This window comes from Nocardioides hankookensis (assembly GCF_042658885.1).
GTDB lineage: Bacteria > Actinomycetota > Actinomycetes > Propionibacteriales > Nocardioidaceae > Nocardioides > Nocardioides hankookensis.
Genome location: NZ_JBHSRJ010000004.1, coordinates 625,514 through 649,822, shown reverse-complemented (window position 1 = coordinate 649,822; position 24,309 = coordinate 625,514). Strand labels below are relative to the sequence as shown.

Sequence of the window (24,309 nt, the reverse complement as noted above, 5' to 3'; positions counted from 1 at the left end):
GCACGCGCGATCGGTCTGGTGTCCACAGGCATGCTGATCCTCGCGGCCTGCGGCGTGCCCGACGGCGGCGACGTGCGCACCGTCGATCGCGACGCCGTCCCGTACCGCCTCCTCGAGTCCGACCAGCCCTCGCCAGCACCCACCACGGGAGCGATCACTCGGGCGACGGCTCCTGCCGTCTTCTGGGTCGACGGGGACCGGTTGCTACCCGAAGCCACCGCGGACTCCTGCACCTCGTCGCCCAGCCTTCTCGTCGAGCACCTCCTGACGAGTCTCACCACAGGTCCCTCCGAGGAGGCTCGAGCCGCCGGGCGGTCCTCGGCCCTCCCGACGGACTTCGTCCTCCACCTCGTGGCCGTCCGCGGGGGGACCGCGGAGGTCGACATCGACCCGGGAGCGTCGCTGAGCGCCGAGCAGCTGCCCCTGGCGGTCGCCCAGGTCGTCCTCACCGTGACCACGGCACCGGCCGTCGAAGCGGTGACGTTCGTCGACGATGGTGAGCAGGTGCGCGCGCCCATGCCCGGAGGCGTGCTGACGGAGGGCCCGGTGCGACCCGGGGACTACGAGGAGTTCCTCCCGACCGCGCTGCGGCCGGCCGAGTCGCTGGGCTGCCCGGCTCCCTGACCCCGCGGCGGCATCGCCACACCGCAGATGACAGCTCCCCCACCGGTCATGTTGCGATCTCATGACGGTGGGTGGGCGAGGTTCCGTCAAAGCGAGCGAACGCCTTGTCGGGGTCACGGGGTCATGCATGGATGGAGAGACCGAGACGTCCACCAAAGGGAGGCGAGCACACGATGCTCACGATCACCCCGCGTGCCATGACCGTCATCCGACGCGTCACCACTCATCCGAAGCTGGCCCCGACATCCGGAGTACGCATCGCTCCGCGCGACGACGTGCACGGACCGGCGCGTTCAGACGCGACCCTGGACGTGCGGATCGTGCCGGGTCCTCAGACGAACGATCGCATCGTCGAGCAGGAGGGCGGGCGGCTCTACCTCGCACCCGAGGCGTTCGAGCGCGTCGAGGGTCGAGAGCTGGACGCCGTGACCGATCGCGATGGACGGGTCCAGTTCGTCTCCAGGACCGCGGCATGACCACCACGACACTCGAGCTCCGACAAGCGCTGCGTCGTGAGCAGGTCCTCGCACGGGCACGGGCGGCTTCGCTGCGCGCGGAGCGGCGGCTCGGGCCCATCCGACGGGTCCGACGTGCCTGCTGACTCGCTCCGCGGCACGGACACCGACGGGAGGGCCACGACGCCGGCGGCAGAGCTGGTCTACCTGTCGGCCAGCGACCTCCGGCTGAGCTCGTCGGAGGACGACCTCCGGGGTCTCGTCCTGCTCGGTCGCGACGGTCTCCGAATCGGCGAGATCGCCGACCTCGTGATCGATGTCGCCGAGCGCCGACCGCGTCTGCTCTCGGTCGCCTCGGGCGGTCTCCTCGGCTTGGCGGAGGGCGAGTCACTGGTGCCGGTGGAGGCGGTGGCCCGCACCGGCGACCGGGTCCGTCTCACGTGGTCCCATGCCTGTGCGCACGGCCACCCGCTCCGCCACCTGACCTCGCCGGCCGCCCGAGCTCCCGGCCGAGCGAGCGGGCACGCGAACGTCCCGTTCGCCGCCGCCTACGCGGCGTTCGGGGTCCGACCCTTCTGGGAGACCCCGCATCGATGACGTGGTCGAGCCTCGCTCCACGACAAAGGGGCCCTGCCCAGCATCTCTGCTGGACAGGGCCCCTCGTCCGTCACCTGTACCCCCGACCGGATTCGAACCGGCGCTACCGCCTTGAGAGGGCGGCGTGCTAGGCCGCTACACAACGGGGGCTTCGCTCTGGGATGTCCTCCCGAGCAACCTGCGAAACTCTAGCGTTAGCCTTCGTGACGCACAAAATCGCGGCTCTCCGAGCAACCTCGGGGGCCGCGATCTTCGCTGGGATACTAGGACTCGAACCTAGAATAACTGGACCAGAACCAGTCGTGTTGCCAATTACACCATATCCCAATGGCCCCCAGCAGAGGGCCGCTCGGCTCGTCTCCGAACCGAGAAGAAACCTTACACGCGAGGTCTGGAGCCTTCCAAAACGCCCGGCTCGGCCGCCGTGTCGGTGGCCGTCCGGACCCCGCGGCGGCGGGCCACGACCAGCACCAGGCCCAGGTAGACGAGCGACTGGGTGAGCGTCACCGGGATGGTCCACCAGCTGTCGCCGGTCGGGTTGAGCGTCGAGGCCATGTCGCTGAACGCGAGCGCCAGGCCGAAGGCGAGCCAGTTGTTGAGGACGTGCATGGCGATGCCCGCCTCGAGCCCACCGGTGAGCACCACGGCCAGGCCGGCCACGATGCCGAAGGCGAAGCGGTCGAAGAAGACCGGGGTGCTCTGGCTGCCGTGGGCGAGGGCGAAGAGCAGCGCGGGGAAGAGCACGGCCGCCCAGGCGCCACCGAAGATGTTGCCGAAGGCCTGGGTCAGGTAGCCGCGGAACGCGTACTCCTCCCCCGCCGCCTGCAACGGCGTGAGCAGCAGGATGACCAGCAGGTAGTCACGCGTCGTGCTGGTGAAGTCGTTGAGCTGGCCGCTCATCTGCGGGTCGTCGGCCGACGACGGCACCATCGCCGAGACGACCAGCGTCGCGAAGAGGGCGATGAACGCGAGCCCGAAGCAGACCAGCAGCCAGCGCCACCGGATCCGCGGCGCGATCGACGCGAGCCAGCCGGGACGGAGCCCGTGCAGCAGCCAGGTCAGCAGCCAGGCGACCGGGATCGCGCCGGCCAGCGCCAGGTTGAGGTAGGCGAGGCCCAGCGGGGTGGGGTGGTCGAAGTCGGTGATCCGGGTGAGCTCGTCGCCGACGTCCCTGCCGGACACCGCGAAGCCGACCGCGAACGGCAGCTGGACGAGGAACGGCACGAGGACCAGGAAGGACGCGACGAGCAGGAAGATGCCCGCGAACGGGCGCCACACGCCGCGCCGGCCACCTCGCTGGACCAGGTGGTACGGCAGCCCCGACCCCTCCGACATGTCAGCCGAGCGCGCTCTGGAGCCGACGCAGCGAGCGCTCGCGGCCGAGCAGCTCCATCGACTCGAAGAGCGGCGGGGAGATCCGGCGCCCGGTGACGGCCACCCGCACCGGTCCGAACGCGTTGCGCGGCTTGAGGCCCATGCCGTCCACGAGCTCGGCCTGGAGCGCGTCCTGGATCGCGGCGGTCGACCAGCTCTCGAGGGTCTCGAGCCGGTTCATCGCGCGGGCCACGACCGCGCGGCCGTCGTCGTTGAGCAGCTTCTCCGCGTCGGCCGGGTCGACGGCGAACGCCGCCTCGTCGACGAAGAGGAAGGCCAGCATGTCGACGGCCTCGGCGAGCTTGTTGATCCGCTCGGCGACCAGCGGCATCGCCTGCTCGAGCAGCTGCGCGTCGGCGTCGCTGACCGGGTCGGACACCACGCCGGCCGCCTTGAGGAACGGCAGCGCCCGGTCGGTGATCTCGTCGACGGACAGCAGCCGCATCTGCGCCGAGTTGATGGCGTCGGCCTTCTTGAGGTCGAAGCGTGCCGGGTTGGGGTTCACGTCGCCGATCTCGAACGCGGCGACCATCTCCTCCATCGAGAAGACGTCGCGGTCCGCGGCGATCGCCCAGCCCAGCAGGGCCAGGTAGTTGAGCAGCCCCTCGGGCAGGAATCCCTGGTCGCGGTAAGCCAGGGCGTGCGCCTCGGGGTCGCGCTTCGAGAGCTTCTTGTTGCCCTCCCCCATCACGAACGGCAGGTGGCCGAACTCCGGCATCACGGTGCCGATGCCGAGCTCGATCAGCGCCGCGTGCAGCGGGATCTGCCGCGGCGTGCTCGACAGCAGGTCCTCGCCGCGCAGCACGTGGGTGATCCGCATCAGCGCGTCGTCGACCGGGTTGACCAGGGTGTAGAGCGGGTCCCCGTTGGCGCGGCAGAGCGCGAAGTCCGGCACGTACTGCGTCTCGAAGGTCACCTCACCGCGCACCAGGTCCTGCCAGGTGATCGAGCCCTCGGGCATCCGGAAGCGGACGACCGACGAGCGGCCCTCGGCCTCCCACGCCGCACGCTGGGCCGGGTCGAGGTCGCGGCAGAAGCCGTCGTACCCCATCACCTTGGAGCCGGTCGCCTTGCGGCGCGCGTCGACCTCCTCGGTCGTGCAGAAGCAGTCGTAGGTGTACGACGACGCGGCGAGCTTGGCCAGCGCGTCGGTGTAGAGGTCGCTGCGCTCGCTCTGGCGGTACGGCGCGTAGGGACCGCCGACCTCGGGGCCCTCGTCCCAGTCGAGGCCGAGCCAGCGCATCAGGTCGAGGATCGCGTCGTACGACTCCTGGGTGCTGCGCTCCTTGTCGGTGTCCTCGATGCGGAAGACGAAGGTGCCACCGTGGTGACGTGCGAACGCCCAGTTGAAGAGCGCCGTGCGGACCAGGCCGACGTGCGGGGAGCCGGTCGGGCTCGGAGCCATCCGGACGCGGACGGGGCTGGTCATCGCTGGGCCACCTTGTTGGTCAGAGTGCCGAGACCGGCGATCGAGATCTCGACCTCGTCACCGACCTCCATGGGCCCGACACCCTCGGGGGTGCCGGTGAGGATGACGTCGCCGGGCAGCAACGTCATGACGCTGGTGATGTGGGAGATCAGCGTCGGGATGTCGAAGATCAGGTCCTGGGTGGACCCGTCCTGCTGGAGGTCGCCGTTGAGGTGCGTCTGGATGCTGCGCCCCTCGGCGAAGTCGTGCGGGTCCAGGTCGGTCTCGACCCAGGGACCGAGCGGGCAGAACGAGTCGAAGCCCTTGGCCCGGGTCCACTGGCCGTCGCTCTTCTGGAGGTCGCGCGCGGTCACGTCGTTGGCGATCGTGTAGCCGTGGATGACGTCGGTCGCCTGCTCGGGCGGCACGTCGCGGCAGATCCGGCCGATCACGACGGCGAGCTCGCCCTCGAAGTGCAGGTTGTTGGTCTGCCGCGGGTAGAAGATCGGGTCGCCGGGCCCGACCACACTGGTGTTCGGCTTGAGGAACATCAGCGGCTCGGTCGGCGGCTCCCCGCCCATCTCGGCGGCGTGGGCGGCGTAGTTCTTGCCGATCGCCACGACCTTGCTGCGCGGGAGCACCGGCGCCAGCAGGCGCACGTCCTCCAGCTTGTACTCCTGGTCGAGCAGCTTGACGCCGACGTACAGGGGGTCGCCGGCCAGGGCCACGACCATGCTCTCCGGGTCGGGCTGGCCGAACTCGTCCAGCTCGCCGGTGACGACGCCGTACATCGGGTCCTCGCCCGTGGTGAATCTCGCGATGCGCACCCACCGAGCCTATCGACCCCCGGACTACGGGTAGTCGCCGCCGGTGACGTGGAAGAACTCCTCGAGCGTCTCGACGTGCGTACGGCGGAGCTCGGCCGCGAGGTCCCGGCCGACGTAGCGGAGGTGCCAGGGCTCCGGCGAGTAGCCCGTGACGGCCGTCGAGCCGGGCTGGTAGCGGACGACGAAGCCGTAGCGCCAGGCGTGCTGCGCGAGCCATCGGCCGCCGGGCGTCTGCGCGAAGCAGGCCTCGAAGTCGCAGCCCGGGCTGGCCGGCGTGACGAGGTCGACGGCGAGCCCGGTCTGGTGCTCGCTGTGGCCGGGGCGGGCCGACACCTGGTCGGCGGCCGCCGGGCCGCTCGCGGCGACGACGTTCGCGTAGACGCCCTCCTGGTAGCCGTAGGACCGGAAGGCGCTGGCGATCTTGAAGCCCAGTCCGACGCCATCACTCGCGTCGAGCAGGCGGGTCAGCGGCTCCGCGGCCGGCGTGGCGACCTGGTAGCCGCGGACCAGGGAGATCTCCGGGCGGTAGTCGGGCGGGAGCGGGTGCTTCTTGTTCACCACCACCCAGGTGCTGGCCGGGTCGGTGGTCGAGTGCTGGGTGCGGTCGAAGACCGCTGGGGCCGACGCCGGGCTCGGGGTCGTCTCGACGACCGGCGGTGTCACCGGCGCGCTCCCCTGCGGCGGTGACGGCGTGGAGCAGGCCGTCGCGAGCAGGACAGCGGCGACGGCCCACGGCGTACTCGTCCTCACGCCCGGTTGACGGGTGCGCCGCGACGACAGGTTGCATGCAACCCTTCAGTCGGCGGGACCCGTCAACCAGGTGAGAGGAGCGGCGTGCGCGACGACGAGCGATCGAGCGAGTTCGTGGCCTTCACGCGCGCCCACCGGACCGACCTGATGCGGACGGCTGCCCTGCTGTGCGCCGGGGACGAGGCCTTCGCGGAGGACGTCGTGCAGACCACCCTGACCCGTCTCTACCTGGCGTGGGGACGCGTACGCCGCGCCGACAGTGCGCTGGCCTACGCGCGCCGCAGCCTCACCCACGTCTTCATCGACGAGGCCCGTCGGGCGCACCGGCGCCGGGAGTCGGTCGTCGCCGACCCCGCGCTCTCACTCGCGACCGAGCCGGCCGTCGCAGCCCCTGACCCCGCGACACGTGAGCTCGTGCGCGCGGCGCTCGCGTCGCTCGGTCCGCGGCAGCGCGCCGTCGTCGTTCTCCGGCACTGGCACGACCTCGACGTCGCCGAGACCGCTCGGATCCTCGGCTGCTCGACCGGCACCGTGAAGTCGCAGAACGCCCGGGCGCTCGCCCACCTGCGCGCGCAGCTCGGCTCGCTCGACCTGCTCCCCCTGGAGGTCTGGTGACGTCCGACGACCTGAAGCAGGCGCTCGAGTCCGTGGCCGGGAGCGAGCGTCCCGCGACCGACCCCGCCGCCGACCTCGCCCGCGCGCGCACCGCCGCGCGCCGCCGGAGCCGTCGGCGCTTCCGCGCCGGCCTGGCGGGCGTGGCCTCGGTCGCCGTGCTGGCCGTCGGCGTGGGTGTCGTCGTCGGCGACGACGAGCCGGGCGCGCCCGCCGTGACCGCCTCGTCCGGCGTCGAGCTGGTGGCGAAGACGTTCGACGCGACGCCGTACACCTTCGACCTGACGCCGAAGGGGTGGTCGGTGCAGGCCCAGCAGCCCACCGCGGTGACGATCGTGCCCGACGACGGCTCCACGTCGGACGACCCGAACGTCTTCGTGGGCAAGCTCGTGATCCTCTTCGACGCCAACCCGCCGTCGGGCCGCGCGGTCGACCAGGACGGCCGGCGCTTCTGGGTGTCCGGCGACTCCGGCTACACGACCCTGGCCACCCGATCGGCGCCCGGCGAGCCGGCCGGCGTCGTGCGCATCCAGTACCCGAAGGGCGCCGGCTGGGACGAGGCGTCCATGGTCGACTTCCTCGGCAGCGTGCACGTCGGCCCGGGTGCTCGTCACGGGTTGGGCTGAGGCGATCACCCTCGCCTAGCCTTGACGGCTGTGCGGGTCTTGGAGCGTGAGTCGTGGCAGGCGTCTGCCGACGCGCACGCCGCGCGGGTCGACGCCTTTGTCGCGCCCCACCTGGCGCGACGCTCCGAGAGCGTGAAGCACCCCGTCCACGACTTCCTCTTCACCTACTACGCCCAGCGGCCCGCCCAGCTGCGCCGCTGGCACCCGGGCTACGGCGTACGGCTGCTCGACGCACCGTCGTACGACGGGCTGAAGGGGTACGCCGACGGCGCCGTGACGCCCGAGCACGTCGCATCCCAGCAGCCGCTGCTCATCGCCCTGTCCCGCCTGCTCCGCGCGACCGCCGGCCGGCCCGCGAACTTCGGCTGCTTCGGGATGCACGAGTGGGCGATGGTCTACCGGCTCTCCGAGGACGAGACCCGGCACGCCGACTGGCCGCTCCGCCTCGGCCCGGCCGGCACCGACGAGGTCGTCGAGTCGCACCGGATCGCCTGCTCGCACTTCGACGCCTACCGGTTCTTCACCCCGGCGGCGGCGCCGCTCAACACCCTGTCGCCGACCGCATCGGACCGGCCCGAGTTCGAGCAGCCCGCCTGCCTGCACGCCGGGATGGACCTCTACAAGCACGCCTTCCGGCTCACCCCGATGATCAGCTCCGACCTGGTCGCGGACTGCTTCGAGCTGGCCCGCGATATCCGCGAGCTCGACATGCGCGCCGCGCCGTACGACCTGCAGGACCTGGGCTTCTCCCCCGTCCGGGTCGAGACCGCCGCCGGCAAGGCGGAGTACGCCGAGGCCCAGCGGGTCTTCGCTGCCCGGGGTGAACCGCTGCGGGCGCGACTGATCGAGGAGTGCGAGCGACTGCTGGCGGTCTGAGGGTGGTGGTTTCGAGGCTCAGGCCTGGCGGCCTTCGCACCTCAACCACCGACCCGAGGGCTGTGACAAGCGTCCCAGATGGCGGGTCACGGGTTGCGGATCGTCGTCGAGGATGGATTAGGTAAGGCTTACCTAAATCCCATTCTCGGAAGGATCCACGGTGTCGACCCAGCACGTCTTCCACCCCGACCAGGTCGAGGAGTACGTCGCGTCGATGCGGCTCGGCGTGGACTTCCTCGCCGATGCCCTGCGCCGCGTCGACGGCCCCGCCACCGGGGTGCTCCCGGAGGTCGCCGCGAAGGCGGTCACGGATGTCGACCTCGACCGGCCGCTCGGCGACCAACGGGCCGCGCTCGAGGAGATGGGCCGGCTCTGGCTCGACGACACGATCTGGTTCCACGAGCCGTCGTACGCCGCCCACCTCAACTGCCCGGTCGTCATCCCGGCCCTGCTGGCGGAGCTGTTCGTGAGCGCGGTGAACCCGAGCCTGGACACCTACGACCAGAGCGTCGGCGGCACGTTCGTCGAGCGGCACCTGATCGACTGGGCCGCGGGCCGGATCGGCTTCGGGCCCGGCGCCGACGGGATCTTCACCAGCGGCGGCACCCAGTCCAACCTCCAGGCCCTGCTGCTCGCCCGCGACCACGCCCTCTCGCTCGGCGCCAGCGCCGGCGACCTCCGCATCCTCACCAGCCGCGACGGGCACTTCAGCGTGCAGAAGGCCGCCCGCATGCTGGGTCTCGGCGACGCCGCCGTCGTCACGGTCGCGACGGACGGCGACCGACGGATGGAGCTCGGCGCCCTCAGCCGGGCGCTCGCCGAGACCACCGACGCCGGGATGACGCCGATGGCGGTGGTCGCCACCGCCGGCACGACCGACTTCGGCGCCATCGACCCGCTGCCGGAGATCGCGGCGCTCTGCGAGGGCTACGGAACCTGGCTGCACGTCGACGCGGCGTACGGCGGCGGCCTGCTGGTGTCCCCCAGCCGCCGGTCCTGGCTGGCCGGCATCGAGCGCGCCGACTCGGTGACCGTGGACTTCCACAAGACCTGGTTCCAGCCGGTCTCGGCGAGCGCGCTGGTCGTCCGCGACGCGCGCCACCTCGGCCACGTCACCTGGCACGCCGACTACCTCAACCCGCACGACCCCCACGGCACCGGCCACCCCAACCAGGTCGACAAGAGCCTCCAGACCACCCGGCGCTTCGACGCGCTCAAGCTCTGGATGACGCTGCGGGTGATGGGGCCCGACACGATCGGGTCGTACGTCGACCGGGTGGTCGACCTCGCCGCCGAGGTGGGTGACCGGCTCGAGGCCGACCCGGGCATCGAGCTCGCTGCGCGTCCGCAGCTGAGCACCGTCGTGCTGCGTCCCGCCCGCCTCACCGAGCAGCAGGCCGACGTGCTCCTGCCCGTGCTGCGCGCCCGTCTCTACGAGAGCGGCCGAGCGATGGTGGCCGCCACCCGGGTCGACGGGCGCCGCTGGTTGAAGCTCACGCTCCTCAACCCGCTGGCCACCGTCGACGACGTCCTGGCGATCGTCGCCGAGCTGCGTGGTGCGGAGGTGGCCCGATGAAAGACTTCATCGGCATCGGCCTCGGCCCCTTCAACCTCGGCCTCGCCTGCCTCACCGACCCGCTCGACGAGCTCGACGGCGTCTTCCTCGAGGCGCGCGACGACCTGGCCTGGCACCCGGGGATGATGCTCGACGACGCGACCCTCCAGGTGCCGTTCCTCGCCGACCTGGTGACGATGGCCGACCCGAGCTCGCGCTGGTCGTTCCTCAGCTATCTCAAGGAGACCGGCAACCTCTACCCGTTCTACATCCGGGAGTCGTTCTACCCGCTGCGCCGCGAGTACGACGACTACTGCCGCTGGGCCGCCGAGCGCCTCGACAGCGTGCGCTTCGGCCAGGCCGTGACCAGCGTCGAGCACGATGGGGCGTCGTACGTCGTCACCACCGCCACCGGCGAGCGGCACCGTGGCCGCCGCCTCGTGCTCGGTGTCGGCACGGCACCGCAGGTGCCGGAACCCCTGCAGGGCATGGGGATCCACTCCGCCGACTACCTCTCGCACAAGCGTGAGCTGCAGCGGCTCGGGTCGATCACGATCGTCGGCAGCGGCCAGAGCGCCGCGGAGATCTACCGCGACCTGCTCCTCGAGAGCCCCGACCACGACTACCGCCTGACCTGGCTGACCCGCAGCCCGCGCTTCTTCCCGATGGAGTACACGAAGCTCACGCTGGAGATGACGTCGCCGGAGTACACGTCGTACTTCCACGACCTCCCCGGCGCGACCCGCGAGCGCCTCTCCCGCGAGCAGCGCGGGCTCTACAAGGGCATCAGCCGCGACCTCGTCGACGAGATCTTCGACCTGCACTACCAGCTCCGCGTCCAGGGCGACGGCCCGCACACCACGCTCGTCACCAACACGACGGTCACCTCGGCGACGTACGACGGTGCGTACGAGCTCGCCTGCCACCACGACGAGACCGGCGAGGACTTCACGCTGCGCACCGAGGGGCTCGTGCTCGCGACCGGGTACGCCGCGCAGGTGCCGGACTTCCTCGACCCGGTGCGCGACCGGATCCGGTGGGACGAGCGCGGCCGGTACGACGTGGCCCGCGACTACACGATCGACCACGCCGGCCGTGAGATCTTCGTGCAGAACGCCGAGGAGCACACGCACGGGCTGGCCGCGCCCGACCTGGGCATGGGCGCCTACCGCAACTCGGTGATCATCGCCGCGATGACCGGCCGCGAGGTCTACCCGATCGAGAAGCGGATCGCCGTGCAGAGCTTCGGGGTGCCGCGATGAGACTGACCCTCGAACCGCTCGACGCCGACCGCGACGCCGCGCTGCTGCACCAGTGGGTGACGCACCCGCGCAGCGTCTACTGGGAGATGCAGGACGCGACCGTCGCCGAGGTCGCGTCCGAGTACCGCCTGATCGAGGAGAACCCCCACCACCACGCGTGGCTGGGCCGCGTCGACGGGGCGCCGGCGTTCCTCGCCGAGACCTACGACCCCGCGCACTCCGAGCTGGCGGGCCTGCCCGAGCTGCGACCGGGCGACACCGGGATGCACGTGCTGGTCGCCCCGACCGACACCCCCGTCCACGGCTTCACCCGTCGCGTGTTCGCGGCAGTCGTCGAGCACTGCTTCGCCGATCCCGCCGTACGCCGTGTGGTCGTCGAGCCCGACGCCCGCAACGACCGGATCCGCGCGCTCAACAGGGAGTTCGGCTTCCGCGAGCTGCGCACGATCACCCTGCCGACCAAGGAGGCAGCCTTGTCCGTCCTCACCAACCCCAAGATCAAGGGGAGCCACCTGACCCCGGAGAACCTGGCGATCGCCCAGCGGCACCTGGTGATCAAGGCGATCAGCGAGTACGCCCACGAGCGGCTGCTCACACCGGCCGCCGACGGCGAGCTGTGGGCCGTCACCACGCCGGCCGGGGACACGACGTACACCTTCGCCGCCGAGCGGCTCGCCCTCGACCACTGGGCCATCGACGCCGCGTCCGTGGTCCGGACCGTGAAGGACGAGCCGGCGGACCTGGACGTGCAGGAGCTCGTCGCCGAGCTCGCCGAGGTGCTCGGCATCCCCGACGCGCTGCTGCCGACCTACCTCGAGGAGCTCGCCGCCACCCTGGCCTCCGCGTGCTGGAAGCTCCAGCACTCCACGGCGACCGTCGAGGACCTGCTGAGCGCCGACTACCAGGCGATCGAGGCAGCGATGACCGAGGGACACCCAGGGTTCGTCGCCAACAACGGCCGGGTCGGCTTCGGCGCCGACGACTACGCGGCGTACGCCCCCGAGACCGGCAGCACCGTGCGCCTGCACTGGCTGGCCGCCCGCCGCGAGCACACGCGGCTGTCGCTGGGCGAGGGCATGACGGCGCCGTACGACGTGCAGCTGCTGGTCGACCACGGGCTGGACCCGGAGGAGTACGCGCTGGTCCCGGTGCACCCGTGGCAGTGGGACAACAAGATCGCGATCACGTTCGCCCCCGACCTGGGCCGGCGCGACCTGGTGCACCTGGGCGAAGGCTCGGACGACTACCGCGCCCAGCAGTCGATCCGGACCTTCTTCAACACCACCGACCCGACCGCGCCGTACGTGAAGACGGCGCTGTCGATCCAGAACATGGGTTTCATGCGTGGCCTGTCGCCGCGCTACATGGCGGCCACCCCCGCGATCAACGACTGGGTGCACGACCTGGTGACCGGCGACCCGACGCTGCAGGGGTGCGGGTTCACCGTGCTCCGCGAGCGTGCTGCGATCGGCTACACGGGCGACGCCTACCACCGGCTGGCCGGGCGCTCGGCGCACCAGAAGATGATCGCGGCGCTCTGGCGCGAGAGCCCGATCCCGGCGCTCGCGGACGGCGAACGGCTCGCGTCGATGGCCGCCCTGCTGCACCGCGACGCCGACGGCCGGTCGCTGGCCGCGGCCATGATCGAGGATTCGCCCCTGGACGCGCGGGCCTGGGTGCGCAGCTGTCTCGACGCCTACCTGCTGCCGGTCGCGCACTGCCTGCTGGCGCACAACCTGGCCTTCATGCCGCACGGCGAGAACCTCGTGCTGGTGCTGCGCGACCAGGTGCCGGTGCGGGCGATCATGAAGGACGTCGGTGAGGAGGTCGCGGTCATGGGCGACCAGCCGATGCCCGAGGACGTCGAGCGGATCCGCGTCGAGGTCGACCCCGACATCAAGGCGCTCGCGCTGCACACCGACGTGTTCGACGGCGTGCTCCGCCACCTGGCGGCGATCCTGCACGTCGACGGCGTGCTCGACGAGGGTGACTTCTGGGCCGAGGTCGCCGGCTGCCTGCGCCGGCACGCCGACGAGCACCCGGGGCTCGCGGACGCGGCGGCGGCGTACGACTTCTTCCGCCCGACGTTCCGGCACAGCTGCCTGAACCGGCTCCAGCTGCGCAACACGCTGGAGATGGTGGACATCGCCGACCAGAGTCAGTCGCTGATCTACGCCGGGACGCTGGATAATCCGATCGCATGACATCCCGGATGACCGAGATCAGCATCGACTGCGCCGACCCGGACCGGCTGGCCGCCTTCTGGTGTGCCGTGCTCGGGTACGACGTGATCGACTCCGAGGACGGCCTGGTCGAGATCGGACCGCCTGCTCGGCCCGACGCCGAGCTGCTCGACGCCGTACGACGCGGACCGGTGGCGCCGACGATCTTCCTGTGCCGCGTGCCGGAGGCGAAGACGGTCAAGAACCGCCTGCACTTCGACGTCTCCCCCGTCGACTGCACCCAGGCCGAGGAGGTCGCCCGGATCGAGGCCCTCGGCGCGACGCATGCGGAGGTCGGCCAGACGGGCGAGGAGTCGTGGGTGGTGCTGGCGGATCCGGAGGGCAACGAGTTCTGCGTGCTGCGCAGCCTGGCGCCGGGCGAGTTCGCGTTAGCGTGAGGGCATGCGCCTCGGACGCCTGCTGCTCTCGGCCCTGCTCGGGCTGGTCCTCGTCGGATCCCTGACGACCGCGGTCCACGCCGACCCGCGGTGGGTCTTCTACTCGAACGACAAGACCCGCTACGAGTCGCCGTGGTTCAAGGGCGCCCACCGGATCATGGTGCCGTTCGGCTGCACCAGCGCGCCGTACTACTCCCCCGACTCCCGGTGCAGCGGCAACCGCGGCTTCCACCACGGGCTCGACGTCGCGATGCCGTGCGGGACGCCGTTGTACGCCGCCCACCGGTTCCGCGTCCTCTCGAACGACTCGCTCGGCCCGGCGTACGGCACCAACCCGCTGCTGCTGCGCAACCGCAAGCTGGGCTGGGACCTGGTGATCGGCCACACCCGCAAGGTCTACGTGCGCGAGGGGCAGGTCGTGAAGCGCGGCACCATGTTCGCCCGGGCCAACGACAGCGGCGCGCCCGACGGCTGCCACCTGCACTTCGAGCAGCGGGCCGTCGGCGGTGGGCTCTCCACGGCGACCTGGCCGCGGAAGCTGCTCGCACTGACCCCGCACCAGAAGTCGTGACCGACGAGCGGGTCCTCTCCCACTTCGTGGGCGCCGACGGCCGCCTGCACACGATCCCGTCGAAGCACGCCAAGCTCCTCGTCGTGCTCGACCACCTCGCGCAGTCCTTCGAGCCCGGGCAGCGTTACGAGGAGGCCGAGGTCAACCTGGTCCTGCGGGGCTTCCACGACGACTACGCTGCGCTGCGGCGCTACCTGGTCGAGAACGACTTCCTGACCCGGGAGGCCGGCATCTACTGGCGCAGCGGCGGGAAGTTCGAGGTCTGACATGAGTGGCTTCCGACCGGCGTCGCTCACGGCGTACGCCGTCGGTGCCGTCATGTGGGGCGTGCTCGCGATCGCCATCGGTGCCGACCGGCTCTACAACGAGTGGCACAACTACCGGGTCCTGCACGACTTCATGGACGGTCGGAGCGGGACCGTCGTCCTCGGCTCCTCCGTCGTCGCGACTCCGACGCTCTTCGTGCTGGTGGAGCTCGCGTGGGTCGTGGTGACGGTGGCCTGGCTGACGGCCGCGGTCGTCCATCGCTTCGCCGGAGATCGGCACCCACGCGCGGGGCGACAGCTGGCCGCCGCCTGCGCGAGCGTCACCGTCGCCGTCGTCGGGCTCGTCGTGATGTTCCGTGACGAGCCGTGGGGCTCGAACCCGTTCGAACCGCACCTCGTGACGCCGACGTTCCTCGCCGCCCTGGTGCTCGTCGTCGTGGGCGTCGCTGCGCTCGCGCTCGCGTGGTGGTCCCTGCGGACCGATCAGTCCCAGGAGGCCCCGGGATCACAACCCGTGCAAGCCAACTCCTGACGAAAGAGGCTGACATGGGCACGATCGTGGTCAACACCAACCTGACGCTCGACGGCGTCGTCCAGGACCCCACCGGGGACGAGGAGTTCAGCCGGGGCGGCTGGTTCGACAGCACCGTCGGTCCGGACCGCTCCGCGTGGGCCGAGGTCGAGGCCGCCGAGGCCGAGGCCACCGCCGCGATCCTGATGGGCCGCCGCAGCTACGACTGGTTCGCCAGCAGGTGGCAGGAGCGGCCGGGAACCTGGGCCGACCGGCTCCGCGCCGTACCGAAGTACGTCGTGACGTCGCGCACCGACGGACTCGGCTGGGACAACACAACCGTCCTGGACGGCGATCCGGTCGAGGCCGTGAAGCGGCTGCGCGACGAGGTCGAGGGCGACGTGGTCGTCTACGCCAGCCGCCAGCTGGTGCAGACGCTCCTCGACCACGACCTCGTCGACGAGCTGCGGCTGATCGTGCTCCCGACGGTGCTGGGTGCGGGGTCGCGGCTGTTCGGCGAGACGGCGGCCCCGGTGCCCGTCCGGCTCACCGACGCGCGGATGATCGGCGACGGGCTGGCGTTCCTGACGTACGCCGTGGTCAGCCCGCAGCCCGCCTGACCAGCGCCTCGACCGTCGCCACGTCGGCGTCGGTCAGCGTGGTGATCGCGTACTCCGTCGGCCACATGGTGCCGTCGTCGAGCCGGACGCCGTCGTTGAAGCCGAGCGTGGCGTAGCGCGCGCCGAACTTGGCGGCCGGCTTGAAGAAGAGGATCGCCTTGCCGTTGCGGCCGTACGCCGGCATGCCGTACCAGGTCTTGGCGTCCAGGTCCGGCGCCACGGTGGTGACGATCGTGTGGATGCGCTCGGCGAGGACGCGGTCGGCGTCCTCCATCTCGGCGATCTTGTCGAGCTGGGTCTGGAGGTCGTCGGCCTTCTTCGCGCCCTTCTTGCCGTCCGCCTTGAGCTCGGCGGCGCGCTCCTTCATGGCCGCCTTCTCGGCCTCGGTGAACCCGGTGTGCTTCGTCGTGGTCTTCGTCTGAGTGGTCATGGCTCGACGCTAGGACCGGCGCCGGACAAACCGCTTCTCGATTCCTGACCGCTTCGCTAGCGTCGAGCGATGACCGCAGCGTTCGTGGCCCTGGAGCTCGACGCCGCCGACCCGCGGGGGCTGGCGCAGTTCTGGGCCGGTGTCCTCCGCCGGGAGGTCGACGGGACGATGCTGCCGCCGGTCGGCGACCCGGGCTTCGCGATCCGCTTCGTGCCCAACCCGGAGCCGAAGATCGGCCTGAACCAGATGCACTTCGACCTGACGAGCTCGTCCCTGGCTGACCAACAGGCCACCGTCGAGCGGGCGCTCGCGTTCGGCGGCCAGCACCTCGATGTCGGCCAGCTCCCGGAGGAGGAGCACGTCGTGCTCGCGGACCCGGAGGGCAACGAGTTCTGCGTCGTCCCGCCCGGCAACGACTTCCTGCGCGACACGGGGGTCATCGGCTGCCTCTCCTGCGACGGCAGCCGTGCTGTCGGCCTCTTCTGGCACCGGCTGCTGGGCTGGCCGCTGGTCTGGGACGAGGGTGAGGAGACGGCGATCCAGTCGCCCCGGGGTGGCACGAAGATCAGCTGGGGCGGACCCGCGGACCGACCGAAGGTGGGCCGCAACCGCTTGCGACTGCGCCTCGACGTACCGGATCCCGACGCCTTGACAGCACTCGGAGCGACCCGTCTCGACGACACGACGTACGCCGACCCGGACGGCAACGAGCTCTGTGTGTCGGGCTAGCTCCGGTCGATCATCGCCTGCATCGCCTCGGGGTAGCGGTCCCCCACCACCTTGACGCTGTCGGACGCCGCGGTCAGGTCGGCGAGGTCCTCGGCCGTGAGGTCGAGGTCGGCGGCGCCGAGGTTCTCGTCGAGCCGCTCGAGGCGCCGGGTCCCGGGGATCGGCACGATCCACGGCTTCTGCGCCAGCAGCCAGGCCAGGGCGACCTGGCCCGGGGTGGCGCCGAGGCGAGCAGCGATCGCCTTCACCTTGTCGACCAGCTCGATGTTGGTGGCGAGCGCCTCCGGGGCGAAGCGCGGCAGCGTCGAGCGGATGTCGCCCTCCCCGAAGGTGGCGTCGGCGGTGACCTGGCCGGTCAGCAGGCCACGACCCAAGGGGCTGAACGGCACGAACCCGATCCCGAGCTCCTCGACCGTGGCGAGCACCGAGTCCTCGGGCTCGCGCCAGAACAGCGAGTACTCGCTCTGCAGCGCGGTCACGGGCTGGACGGCGTGCGCCCGTCGGATCGTGCTGGGGCCTGCTTCGGACAGGCCGAAGTGGCGCACCTTGCCGGCCTCGATGAGCTCCTTGACCGTGCCGGCGACGTCCTCGATCGGCACGTCGGGGTCGACCCGGTGCTGGTAGAGCAGGTCGATCACGTCGGTGCGCAGCCGCCGGAGCGAGCCGTCGACCGCGGCGCGGATGTGGTCCGGTCGGCTGTTCACGCCGCCACCGTGGTCACCCTCGTGGATGGCGAAGCCGAACTTCGTCGCGATCACGACCCGGTCGCGGACCGGCTCAAGCGCCTCGCCCACGACCTCCTCGTTCACGAACGGGCCGTAGACCTCGGCGGTGTCGAAGAACGTGACACCGTGCTCGACGGCATCACGGAGGAAGTCGATCATCAGCGGCTTGTCCGGTGAGGGCCCGAAGCTCTGGCTGATGCCCATGCAGCCGAGGCCGAGCGGCGAGACGGTGAGGTCGTTGCCGAGGGTTCGCGTGGTCACCCTGCCACTGTAGGTCGACCGGCCAGGACCCTGATCCCGTCGACCACGATGGTGAGACCGAGCGCGAAGTCGGAGTCGTCACGGGGCGCGTCGTCGATCGCGCCGACCGACCCGGCCTGGAGGTGGGTCTGCTCGTCGACGGCGTGACCGAAGACGAAGTGCAGCAGCGTGCGCGCAGCGGTGGGGACCAGGTCCGCTCCGAGGCCGCCGTCCTCGAGCGCGGCCGCCAGCTCGTCGTACGGCGTGGCGGCGCCGAGCCCGAAGGAGCGCACGGTCGCGACCAGCTCGGCGCCGTCGCGGTAGGCGAGCATCGCGTCGCGCAGCTCGGCACAGACGGCCGTGACCCGGTCGTCCCAGGCGGAGGGGCGCGGCGCGCGGCGGCCGCGGGCCAGGACCTCGTCGGCGACGGCCGCGAGCAGCCGCTGCTTGTTCGGGAAGTGGTGGTAGAGCGCGCTGGGCTGCACGCCGAGCTCGGTGCCGAGCCGCCGCATCGTCAGGTCGGCGAGACCGTAGGTGTCGAGCACGACCAGGGCGCGGTCGACGACGTCCTCGCGGTGGTAGCGCACGTCACACCCTTCCCGTCGACCTCCTCCTCGGTCACGATTGACCGGGGACGGTCCGAACCCTAACCTGAACGGCGTTCACCTGAACACCGTTCAGGTCCGTCCGAAGGAACCGAGCATGACGATGGCCGAGACTCCCACCACTTCCGCCGAGACCACGACCGCGGCACCGCGCCAGCGGTCCACCGCGACCGACCTGGCGCTGATCGCCGCCTTCGCGGCACTCATCGCCGCGTGCGCGGTCATCGGCGGCATCCCCGTCGGTGGTGCGGGCGTGGACATCACGCTCCAGACCTTCGGCGTGCTGCTCGCGGGCTGCGTGCTGGGCGCGGTGCGCGGCTTCCTCTCGGTCAGCCTCTACCTGGTGCTGGGCGCGATCGGGCTGCCGGTCTTCGCGGGGCACACCGGCGGGCTCGCCGCGTTCACCGGTGTCTCGGCCGGCTACCTGTGGTCGTTCCCGGTCGCGGCGGCGCTGGCCGGATTCCTCGTGCAGTACGTCTTCGGCGCCTACCGCACCCGCGCGGTCTTCGTCTTCGTCGCCGCGATGGCCGGCACCGTGCTCAACCACGTCTGCGGCATCGTCGGCATGAAGCTCTACCTCGACGTGACCTGGAGCGACGCGATCACGTTCGACGCCCCCTTCTGGGTCGGCGACATCGTCAAGTCGCTCTTCGTCGCCCTCGTGGCCGCCGAGGTGCACCGCGCCTTCCCGCGCCTGCTCGGGCGGCGCTGACCCCTCGATGCCGCTGATCGAGCTCGAGGCGGCGGGAGTCACCGCTCCGGGACCCGACGGCGACGTCGTCATCCTCGAGCCGACCACGCTCCGCCTCACCGAGCAGCGCGTCGGACTGATCGGCGCCAACGGCTCGGGCAAGTCCACGCTGGTCCGGCTCGTCAACGGCCTGGTGACGCCGACGTCGGGCCGGGTGCTGGTCGACGGGCTCGACGTGGCGCGCGAGGGTGCCGCCGTACGCCGCCGGGTCGGCTTCTGCTTCACCGACCCGTCCGCGCAGCTGGTGATGCCGACCTGCGTCGAGGACGTCGAGCTGTCACTGCGCCGGTCGGTCCGCAACGCCGGCGAGCGGCGCCGTCAGGCGCTGGCGGTGCTGGAGCGGTTCGGCCTCGGCGAGCGGGCGACCCTCAGCGTGCACAGCCTCTCCGGCGGCCAGCGCCAGCTGCTGGCCCTCGCCGGTGTGCTCGCGACCGAGCCCGCGATCCTGGTCGCCGACGAGCCGACGACCCTGCTCGACCTCGCGAACACGCGCCGCGTGGCCGACGTGCTCTTCGGCCTCCCCCAACAGCTGCTGCTCGTCACCCACGACCTCGACCTCGCCCGCCGGTGCGACCGGGTGCTGGTCGTCGAGGACGCTCGGGTGCGCTTCGACGGACCCGCCGACGAGGCGGTCGCGGACTACCTGTCGACGGTGCCGGGGTGAGCACGTGAACCCGTCGTACCTCTTCGGGGTCTACCAGCCCGGCACCTCTCCCCTGCACCGCGCCTGGGTCGGGGCGAAGGTCGGCGGTCTCGCGGTCTTCAGCCTGAGCGTGGTGCTGGTGCGGAGCATGCCGGCGGCGTTCGGCTTCCTCGCGATCGCGGTGGTCGCCGCGCTCGTCGCCCGGGTCGACCTGCGGCTGCTGCTGCGGTCGCTGCGGCCGGTCCTGATCGGCGCCCTGATCTTCGCCGCGCTCCAGTGGCTGCTCTACGGACCCGTGAAGGCGACCGAGACGCTCGTCGACCTGGTGGCGCTGGCCCTGGCCGCGATCGTCGTCAGCACGACCTCGCCGGTCAACGCGATGCTGGACGCGTTCATCCGGTGGATCACTCCCCTGCGTCACGTCGGCGTGGACCCGGAGCGGGTGGCCCTGGCCTTCGGCCTCGCCATCCAGGCGCTGCCCGGCACCGTGGCGCTGGCGCTCGAGACCCGCGACGCCGCCCGAGCCCGGGGAGTCCGGCACCCGCGGGCGTTCCTCACCCCGTTCGTGATCCGCGTCGTGGCGCGGGCGCACGAGACCGGCGACGCCCTGCACGCCCGCGGGCTCGGCGACGGATGACTCAGACGAGCCAAGCCGCCAGCAGCACGGGTACGACCGGTGCGAACCCGACCAGCAGCACCACCGGCAGTCCGCTGCGGTGCCGCCAGCCGAAGCCGCAAGCGAGCAGTGCCACCACGACGGCGAGCACCAGCGGCCCGCCGCCGAGGGCGTTGCTGGCCCAGGTGAGGCCGACGGCGAGCGCCAGCAGGTAGCCGACCCAGCCCGGTCGCGGCCGGTCGACCATCGTGCGGGCGAGGGCGCAGAAGACCAGCGCGACCCCGGCGTACCAGAGCGCGTGCCCGACGACCTCGTCCCAGAGGTGGGCGGTGTCGCTGGGGTGGGCGTTGCCGACGGAGTTGCCGGCGAGGTGGATGCCGTGACCGGACGCGTAGGCGAGGGCGCCGGCGCCGAAGAGCCACCAGGTGCGCTCGGACGCCGGTGCCGCGCGCAGCGTGAGCGCCGCCGGCACCAGCACGAGCCACGGGACGAGCAGGTCGAGCCAGTCGGCCCAGCGGGTGTCGTCGGGGCCGGCGCCGAGCCCGTCGGGCAGCAGCCCGAGGTGGTGGACCACGGCGTACGTCACCGCCGCGAGGGCCAGCCAGCGGGAGTACACGCCGGTCAGTGTGGCGGATGCTCGGCGAGCCAGTCGGCAGCACGCCGCTTGGACGCCCGCGAGAGCCATGCGTCCTGGACCACCTCGGCGACCTCGTCACGGGTGAGCTCACCGATCCGGCTGGCGCGCAGCAGCACGGACGGGTGCCCGTCGAAGTGCGGGGTCGTGAAGTACGGCGTGGTCTCGTCGAGCACCATCGCCTGCTTCTCGACCTCGTCCGCGACCCAGAAGACGATCACGTCGTCGTAGCGCTCCCCCGTCTCGGGGTCGAAGGCGTCCGGGCGGCGCGAGCGGAAGAACACGAACGACTTGCCGCCGACCTGGTAGACGGGGCGCTCGGCGTCCGGGTCGTAGACGACAGCGTGCGGCATCGCGAGCGCGACGTCGTGCACGTCCTGGACCCGGGCTCGCCTGCTCATCCGGAGTAGGGCACCTCGGTGCGCCAGTCGGCCTCGTCCTGGTGGGCCGCGGCCCAGATCGCCTCGGCGACCCGGTCGGGGGTGAACGCGCCCTCGCGCGACAGCGTGCCGCGCACCGTCACCGACACGGCCCGGATGCCGTCGGGCTGGAGGGTCGTGTCGAGGCTGTGCACGAGGTTGCGTACGCCGGCCTTCTGGACGCCGAGCGAGGCGGCCTGGTTCCAGGGCTTGTCGGCGGCCATGCTGCCCGTCACCGTCACCCGGCCGCCCGCCGACATGAACGGACGCGCCGCCTGCACGCTGGTCAGCAGGGCCCCGACGCCGAGCGCGACGTCGTCGAGGAGCTCGGCGACCGTGAGGTCCAGCGGGTGCTTCTCGCGGAAGGCGCTGGGGTTGAAGTGCAGGACGTCGATCCGGTCGGCGAACCCACCGAACCGCTGGATCGCGGCCGTCGTCTCGCCCACGTCGGTGACGTCGACGACGGTGTGACCGACGGCGGAGCCGAGCGCCTCGAGCTCGCCGGCCAGCTGGACGAGCTGCTCCTGATCGATGCCGAGCAGGCCGACGTCGTACCCCTCGCGCGCGAAGCGGCGCGCCACGGAACCGCTCACCCCCGGGCCCGCACCCACGACGACGACGACAGGACGACTCATGTCCTCACCCTCTCAGAGGCGTTGGTTGAGGAACCAGCGATGACCGAACGGATCCCGGAAGACCGCCACCCGACCGGCGGGCGGGCTGTCCTCCGGGCCGCGGTCCAGGGCGGTCCCGGAGGCCACGACCCGGGCGCACGCGGCGTCGACGTCCGCGACCGTGAGGTGCAGCGAGACCGCGTTGCCGCGGGTCGGGTCGGGTCGCGCGACGCCGGCGGACTCGAACTCGTCCGACATCATCCAGCTCGCCCCGTCGACGGCCAGCTCGACGTGTCCGACGCGCCCGTCGTCCATGACGATCGGCTCGAAGGTGACCTCGGCGCCGAGGACGTCGACGTACCAGTCGATCGCGGCCCGCGCGTCCGCCACGCAGAGGTACGGCGTCAGCTCACTCACCACAGGTCTCCTTCTCTCCAGTCACAGGTGATCGGTGCATCGAGGTCGAACGCTCCGCCGAGGACGTAGATGGAGTCCTCGTCGGGCGTGGCCACCACGCCGTCGGGCGTGAGGGCCGAGGTCGGTCCGCGCCAGCGCAGCCAGCCGCGCGACTCGTAGAGGGGACGGCCGGCCTGCGAGGCGCAGAGGCCGAGCAGGTCGTAGCCGGGTGCCAGCGCCTCGAGGGCGGCCATCACCGTGTGCCCGTGGCCGCGTCCCCGGTGCGTCTCGTCGACGGCGACGGCCTCGACGTACCCGCAGCGCAGCCAGCGTCCGTCGACGAGGAGGCGGCGGAGCACGACGGCACCGTGGGCGACGACCGATCCGCCGTCGTGCACCAGCGCGTGCTCGCCGCCGAGGGCGTGCGACCAGTCCTCGTCGCCGAACGGGTCGAACGACGCGAAGCAGAGCTCGCGTGCCGCCGCGAGCTCGGTCCGGTCCACCTGGGCGGTGTGACGCAGCGTCACCACTGCGTCTACCACTGGGGTGGCCTCCGGTCCGCCCAGGGCGCGGCGGCCTCGACCTGGCTGGCAAGCGCGAGCAGCAGCTCCTCCTCGGCCGGCCGGGCCGCGATCATCACGCCGACCGGGAGCCCGTCGGGCGTGAAGTGCAGCGGCAGCGAGACCGCCGGCATGCCGGTGACGTTCCAGGCCGACGTCCACGGGGTGAAGGCCTTCTGCGCGTCGAAGTCGGCCTGCGGGTCCTCGTCGTCGCGCATCGCGCCGACCAGCACCGGCGGCGACGCCAGGGTCGGCGTCAGCACCGCGTCGTACGGCGCGAGTGCGGTCAGGGCGTCGGCGGCGAAGCGCCGCATCGCGCCGATCGCGAGCCCGAACTCCGGTCCGCTCACCGCCCGGCCGCGAGCAGAGAGCCAGCGGGTGAGCGGGCGGAGCAGGTGCTCCTTCTCGGGAGGTACGGCGGAGAGCGCGGTCAGCACCGCCCAGCAGGTCTCGAAGACCGGCACCGCCTCGCGCGGCAGCGGGACCGGCACGTCCTCGACCTCGTGGCCGAGCGACTCCAGGAGCCGCGAGGCGTCCTCCCAGGCCCGCTGGCACTCGGCGTCGACGGGAGTGTCGGTGATGACTGGTGTGATGAACCGACCGATCCGCAGCCGCCCCGGATCGCGGCGGCTGGCCGCCAGGAAGCTCTCGGAAGGAGGTGGCGCCCAGGACGGATCTCCCACCCGACGACCGGCGAGCACGTCGAGCATCGCCGCCGCGTCGGCCACGGTCCGCGTGATCGGTCCGGCCGTGGCCAAACCCACCGGGTCGCCGTACATGGGGTGACCGCTGATCCGACCGCGCGTCGGCTTGAGGCCGACCAGGCCGCAGCAGGAGGCCGGGATCCGGATCGAGCCACCGCCGTCCGAGCCCTGGGCGAGCGGGACCAGCCCGGCGGCGACCGCCGCCGCCGCTCCGCCGGACGAGCCTCCCGCCGTGCGGGTGCGGTCCCACGGCGTCACCGCGGGCGGGGCCACGTCGGGCTCGGTGTAGCAGGGCGAGCCGAACTCCGGGGCGTTCGTCTTCCCCAGGCTCACCAGCCCCGCGGCCTCGAGAGACAGGGTCACACCGTCGGAGACCTCGGGCACGTGGTCGGCGAACGCGGCGGAGCCGAAGGTCGTGCGGACCCCGGCCGTCAGGTTGAGGTCCTTGATCGCGGTGGGCACGCCGAAGAGCGGCCCGTCGTCGGCACCGGGCTCGAGACCGGCGGCGCGCTCCCGCGCCAGCTCGGGGGTGAGCGTGACGAACGCGCCGACCGAGTCGAGCCGGTCGGCGCGTTCGAGGTAGTGCTCGGTGAGCTCGAGCGGCGAGACCTGGCGTCGGCGCACCAGGTCGCCCTGCTCGAGCGCGGTCAGGTCATGGAGTTCGGCCACGACCCGACGCTAGCTCCTGC

The 24,309-nt window shown here is 71.7% G+C and carries 31 protein-coding genes and 2 tRNA genes; 18 read left to right on the top strand and 15 right to left on the bottom strand.

Translation table 11 applies throughout. From position 1 onward, the window contains the following. Positions 1-18: 18 nt before the first annotated feature. The 3 genes from ACFPYL_RS09545 (at position 19) to ACFPYL_RS09535 (ending at position 1,676) form a co-directional block, all read left to right on the top strand. A complete protein-coding gene (locus ACFPYL_RS09545; RefSeq protein ID WP_379153288.1) occupies positions 19-624 on the top strand; it encodes a GerMN domain-containing protein in 606 nt (201 codons plus the stop codon). Positions 625-797: 173 nt separating this feature from the next. Further along, complete coding sequence (locus ACFPYL_RS09540) at positions 798-1,100, top strand: hypothetical protein (protein WP_379153286.1); 303 nt, start codon at positions 798-800, stop codon at positions 1,098-1,100. Between the two features lie 114 nt (positions 1,101-1,214). Then, positions 1,215-1,676 carry a PRC-barrel domain-containing protein gene (locus tag ACFPYL_RS09535; protein ID WP_379153284.1) on the top strand — a complete coding sequence of 154 codons (462 nt, stop codon included), beginning with the start codon at positions 1,215-1,217 and terminating at the stop codon, positions 1,674-1,676. 77 nt (positions 1,677-1,753) lie between these two features. On the opposite strand, the gene ACFPYL_RS09530 is transcribed toward ACFPYL_RS09535, so the two are convergent. The 6 genes from ACFPYL_RS09530 to ACFPYL_RS09505 form a co-directional block, all read right to left on the bottom strand. After that, a tRNA-Glu gene (locus ACFPYL_RS09530) sits at positions 1,754-1,826 on the bottom strand. 105 nt (positions 1,827-1,931) lie between these two features. Further along, positions 1,932-2,003: transfer RNA gene (locus tag ACFPYL_RS09525), tRNA-Gln, on the bottom strand. A 51-nt stretch (positions 2,004-2,054) separates the two neighbouring features. Beyond that, the gene (locus ACFPYL_RS09520) at positions 2,055-3,011 is read right to left on the bottom strand and encodes a CPBP family intramembrane glutamic endopeptidase (protein ID WP_379153282.1); all 957 of its coding nucleotides are present in this window, start codon (positions 3,009-3,011) and stop codon (positions 2,055-2,057) included. 1 nt (position 3,012) lies between these two features. Continuing rightward, complete coding sequence (gltX, locus tag ACFPYL_RS09515; protein ID WP_379153280.1) at positions 3,013-4,479, bottom strand: glutamate--tRNA ligase; 1,467 nt, start codon at positions 4,477-4,479, stop codon at positions 3,013-3,015. Continuing rightward, positions 4,476-5,285, bottom strand: coding sequence for a fumarylacetoacetate hydrolase family protein (locus ACFPYL_RS09510; RefSeq protein WP_379153278.1), 810 nt, complete (start codon positions 5,283-5,285; stop codon positions 4,476-4,478). Before ACFPYL_RS09510 ends, gltX begins: the two co-directional genes overlap by 4 nt. Before the next feature lie 24 nt (positions 5,286-5,309). Next, the gene (locus ACFPYL_RS09505) at positions 5,310-6,035 is read right to left on the bottom strand and encodes a M15 family metallopeptidase (RefSeq protein ID WP_379153276.1); all 726 of its coding nucleotides are present in this window, start codon (positions 6,033-6,035) and stop codon (positions 5,310-5,312) included. An 84-nt stretch (positions 6,036-6,119) separates the two neighbouring features. Here ACFPYL_RS09505 and ACFPYL_RS09500 point away from each other — a divergent pair, with 84 nt between their 5' ends. The 11 genes from ACFPYL_RS09500 (at position 6,120) to ACFPYL_RS09450 (ending at position 15,554) form a co-directional block, all read left to right on the top strand. Then, positions 6,120-6,650 carry a SigE family RNA polymerase sigma factor gene (locus tag ACFPYL_RS09500; protein WP_379153274.1) on the top strand — a complete coding sequence of 177 codons (531 nt, stop codon included), beginning with the start codon at positions 6,120-6,122 and terminating at the stop codon, positions 6,648-6,650. Further along, positions 6,647-7,273, top strand: a complete 627-nt coding sequence (locus ACFPYL_RS09495) for a hypothetical protein (protein WP_379153272.1) — start codon at positions 6,647-6,649, stop codon at positions 7,271-7,273. Before ACFPYL_RS09500 ends, ACFPYL_RS09495 begins: the two co-directional genes overlap by 4 nt. A 132-nt stretch (positions 7,274-7,405) precedes the next feature. Further along, positions 7,406-8,149 carry a 3-methyladenine DNA glycosylase gene (locus ACFPYL_RS09490; RefSeq protein WP_379153271.1) on the top strand — a complete coding sequence of 248 codons (744 nt, stop codon included), beginning with the start codon at positions 7,406-7,408 and terminating at the stop codon, positions 8,147-8,149. 160 nt (positions 8,150-8,309) lie between these two features. Beyond that, on the top strand, positions 8,310-9,725 hold the full coding sequence (locus ACFPYL_RS09485; protein ID WP_379153269.1) for a pyridoxal phosphate-dependent decarboxylase family protein: 1,416 nt from the start codon (positions 8,310-8,312) through the stop codon (positions 9,723-9,725). Beyond that, a complete protein-coding gene (locus tag ACFPYL_RS09480) occupies positions 9,722-10,966 on the top strand; it encodes a lysine N(6)-hydroxylase/L-ornithine N(5)-oxygenase family protein (RefSeq protein WP_379153267.1) in 1,245 nt (414 codons plus the stop codon). Before ACFPYL_RS09485 ends, ACFPYL_RS09480 begins: the two co-directional genes overlap by 4 nt. Continuing rightward, positions 10,963-13,170, top strand: a complete 2,208-nt coding sequence (locus tag ACFPYL_RS09475) for a GNAT family N-acetyltransferase (RefSeq protein WP_379153265.1) — start codon at positions 10,963-10,965, stop codon at positions 13,168-13,170. The genes ACFPYL_RS09480 and ACFPYL_RS09475 overlap by 4 nt, the downstream gene beginning before the upstream one ends. Beyond that, positions 13,167-13,586 (top strand): VOC family protein, encoded by a 420-nt coding sequence (locus ACFPYL_RS09470; RefSeq protein WP_379153263.1) that lies wholly within the window; start codon positions 13,167-13,169, stop codon positions 13,584-13,586. Before ACFPYL_RS09475 ends, ACFPYL_RS09470 begins: the two co-directional genes overlap by 4 nt. 4 nt (positions 13,587-13,590) lie before the next feature. After that, on the top strand, positions 13,591-14,157 hold the full coding sequence (locus ACFPYL_RS09465) for a M23 family metallopeptidase (RefSeq protein WP_379153261.1): 567 nt from the start codon (positions 13,591-13,593) through the stop codon (positions 14,155-14,157). Then, positions 14,154-14,423 (top strand): DUF2087 domain-containing protein, encoded by a 270-nt coding sequence (locus tag ACFPYL_RS09460; protein WP_379153260.1) that lies wholly within the window; start codon positions 14,154-14,156, stop codon positions 14,421-14,423. Before ACFPYL_RS09465 ends, ACFPYL_RS09460 begins: the two co-directional genes overlap by 4 nt. Before the next feature lies 1 nt (position 14,424). Continuing rightward, positions 14,425-14,955: a hypothetical protein gene (locus ACFPYL_RS09455; RefSeq protein WP_379153258.1), complete on the top strand. Its 531-nt coding sequence runs from the start codon at positions 14,425-14,427 to the stop codon at positions 14,953-14,955. Positions 14,956-14,969: 14 nt separating this feature from the next. Beyond that, a complete protein-coding gene (locus ACFPYL_RS09450; protein ID WP_379153256.1) occupies positions 14,970-15,554 on the top strand; it encodes a dihydrofolate reductase family protein in 585 nt (194 codons plus the stop codon). On the opposite strand, the gene ACFPYL_RS09445 is transcribed toward ACFPYL_RS09450, so the two are convergent. Continuing rightward, complete coding sequence (locus ACFPYL_RS09445; protein WP_379153254.1) at positions 15,535-15,984, bottom strand: iron chaperone; 450 nt, start codon at positions 15,982-15,984, stop codon at positions 15,535-15,537. The two genes, ACFPYL_RS09450 and ACFPYL_RS09445, sit on opposite strands and share 20 nt — an antisense overlap. Before the next feature lie 69 nt (positions 15,985-16,053). On the opposite strand from ACFPYL_RS09445, the gene ACFPYL_RS09440 reads away from it, so the two are divergent. Next, positions 16,054-16,713, top strand: coding sequence for a VOC family protein (locus ACFPYL_RS09440; protein WP_379153252.1), 660 nt, complete (start codon positions 16,054-16,056; stop codon positions 16,711-16,713). Here ACFPYL_RS09440 and ACFPYL_RS09435 read toward each other — a convergent pair. Together ACFPYL_RS09435 and ACFPYL_RS09430 are read right to left on the bottom strand one after the other, a co-directional pair. Continuing rightward, positions 16,710-17,699 (bottom strand): aldo/keto reductase, encoded by a 990-nt coding sequence (locus ACFPYL_RS09435; protein ID WP_379153250.1) that lies wholly within the window; start codon positions 17,697-17,699, stop codon positions 16,710-16,712. The two genes, ACFPYL_RS09440 and ACFPYL_RS09435, sit on opposite strands and share 4 nt — an antisense overlap. After that, complete coding sequence (locus ACFPYL_RS09430) at positions 17,696-18,265, bottom strand: TetR/AcrR family transcriptional regulator C-terminal domain-containing protein (protein ID WP_379153248.1); 570 nt, start codon at positions 18,263-18,265, stop codon at positions 17,696-17,698. The genes ACFPYL_RS09435 and ACFPYL_RS09430 overlap by 4 nt, the downstream gene beginning before the upstream one ends. A gap of 115 nt (positions 18,266-18,380) precedes the next feature. Here ACFPYL_RS09430 and ACFPYL_RS09425 point away from each other — a divergent pair, with 115 nt between their 5' ends. From ACFPYL_RS09425 to ACFPYL_RS09415, 3 genes are read left to right on the top strand one after another with little or no spacing between them, the layout of a single operon-like run. Continuing rightward, the gene (locus ACFPYL_RS09425) at positions 18,381-18,995 is read left to right on the top strand and encodes a biotin transporter BioY (RefSeq protein WP_379153246.1); all 615 of its coding nucleotides are present in this window, start codon (positions 18,381-18,383) and stop codon (positions 18,993-18,995) included. A gap of 7 nt (positions 18,996-19,002) precedes the next feature. Then, complete coding sequence (locus tag ACFPYL_RS09420) at positions 19,003-19,698, top strand: energy-coupling factor ABC transporter ATP-binding protein (protein ID WP_379153244.1); 696 nt, start codon at positions 19,003-19,005, stop codon at positions 19,696-19,698. 4 nt (positions 19,699-19,702) lie between these two features. Beyond that, the gene (locus ACFPYL_RS09415; protein ID WP_379153242.1) at positions 19,703-20,314 is read left to right on the top strand and encodes an energy-coupling factor transporter transmembrane protein EcfT; all 612 of its coding nucleotides are present in this window, start codon (positions 19,703-19,705) and stop codon (positions 20,312-20,314) included. Position 20,315: 1 nt separating this feature from the next. Here the strand turns inward: ACFPYL_RS09415 and ACFPYL_RS09410 are convergent, their stop codons facing one another. From ACFPYL_RS09410 to ACFPYL_RS09385, 6 genes are read right to left on the bottom strand one after another with little or no spacing between them, the layout of a single operon-like run. After that, on the bottom strand, positions 20,316-20,909 hold the full coding sequence (locus tag ACFPYL_RS09410) for a hypothetical protein (RefSeq protein ID WP_379153240.1): 594 nt from the start codon (positions 20,907-20,909) through the stop codon (positions 20,316-20,318). A 5-nt stretch (positions 20,910-20,914) separates the two neighbouring features. After that, positions 20,915-21,328, bottom strand: a complete 414-nt coding sequence (locus tag ACFPYL_RS09405) for an MmcQ/YjbR family DNA-binding protein (protein WP_379153238.1) — start codon at positions 21,326-21,328, stop codon at positions 20,915-20,917. Continuing rightward, positions 21,325-21,981, bottom strand: a complete 657-nt coding sequence (locus ACFPYL_RS09400) for an SDR family oxidoreductase (protein ID WP_379153236.1) — start codon at positions 21,979-21,981, stop codon at positions 21,325-21,327. The genes ACFPYL_RS09405 and ACFPYL_RS09400 overlap by 4 nt, the downstream gene beginning before the upstream one ends. 12 nt (positions 21,982-21,993) lie before the next feature. After that, positions 21,994-22,377 (bottom strand): VOC family protein, encoded by a 384-nt coding sequence (locus ACFPYL_RS09395; RefSeq protein ID WP_379153234.1) that lies wholly within the window; start codon positions 22,375-22,377, stop codon positions 21,994-21,996. Then, positions 22,374-22,883 (bottom strand): GNAT family N-acetyltransferase, encoded by a 510-nt coding sequence (locus tag ACFPYL_RS09390; protein ID WP_379153232.1) that lies wholly within the window; start codon positions 22,881-22,883, stop codon positions 22,374-22,376. The genes ACFPYL_RS09395 and ACFPYL_RS09390 overlap by 4 nt, the downstream gene beginning before the upstream one ends. Before the next feature lie 8 nt (positions 22,884-22,891). Continuing rightward, a complete protein-coding gene (locus tag ACFPYL_RS09385; protein ID WP_379153231.1) occupies positions 22,892-24,289 on the bottom strand; it encodes an amidase in 1,398 nt (465 codons plus the stop codon). Positions 24,290-24,309: the final 20 nt, after the last annotated feature.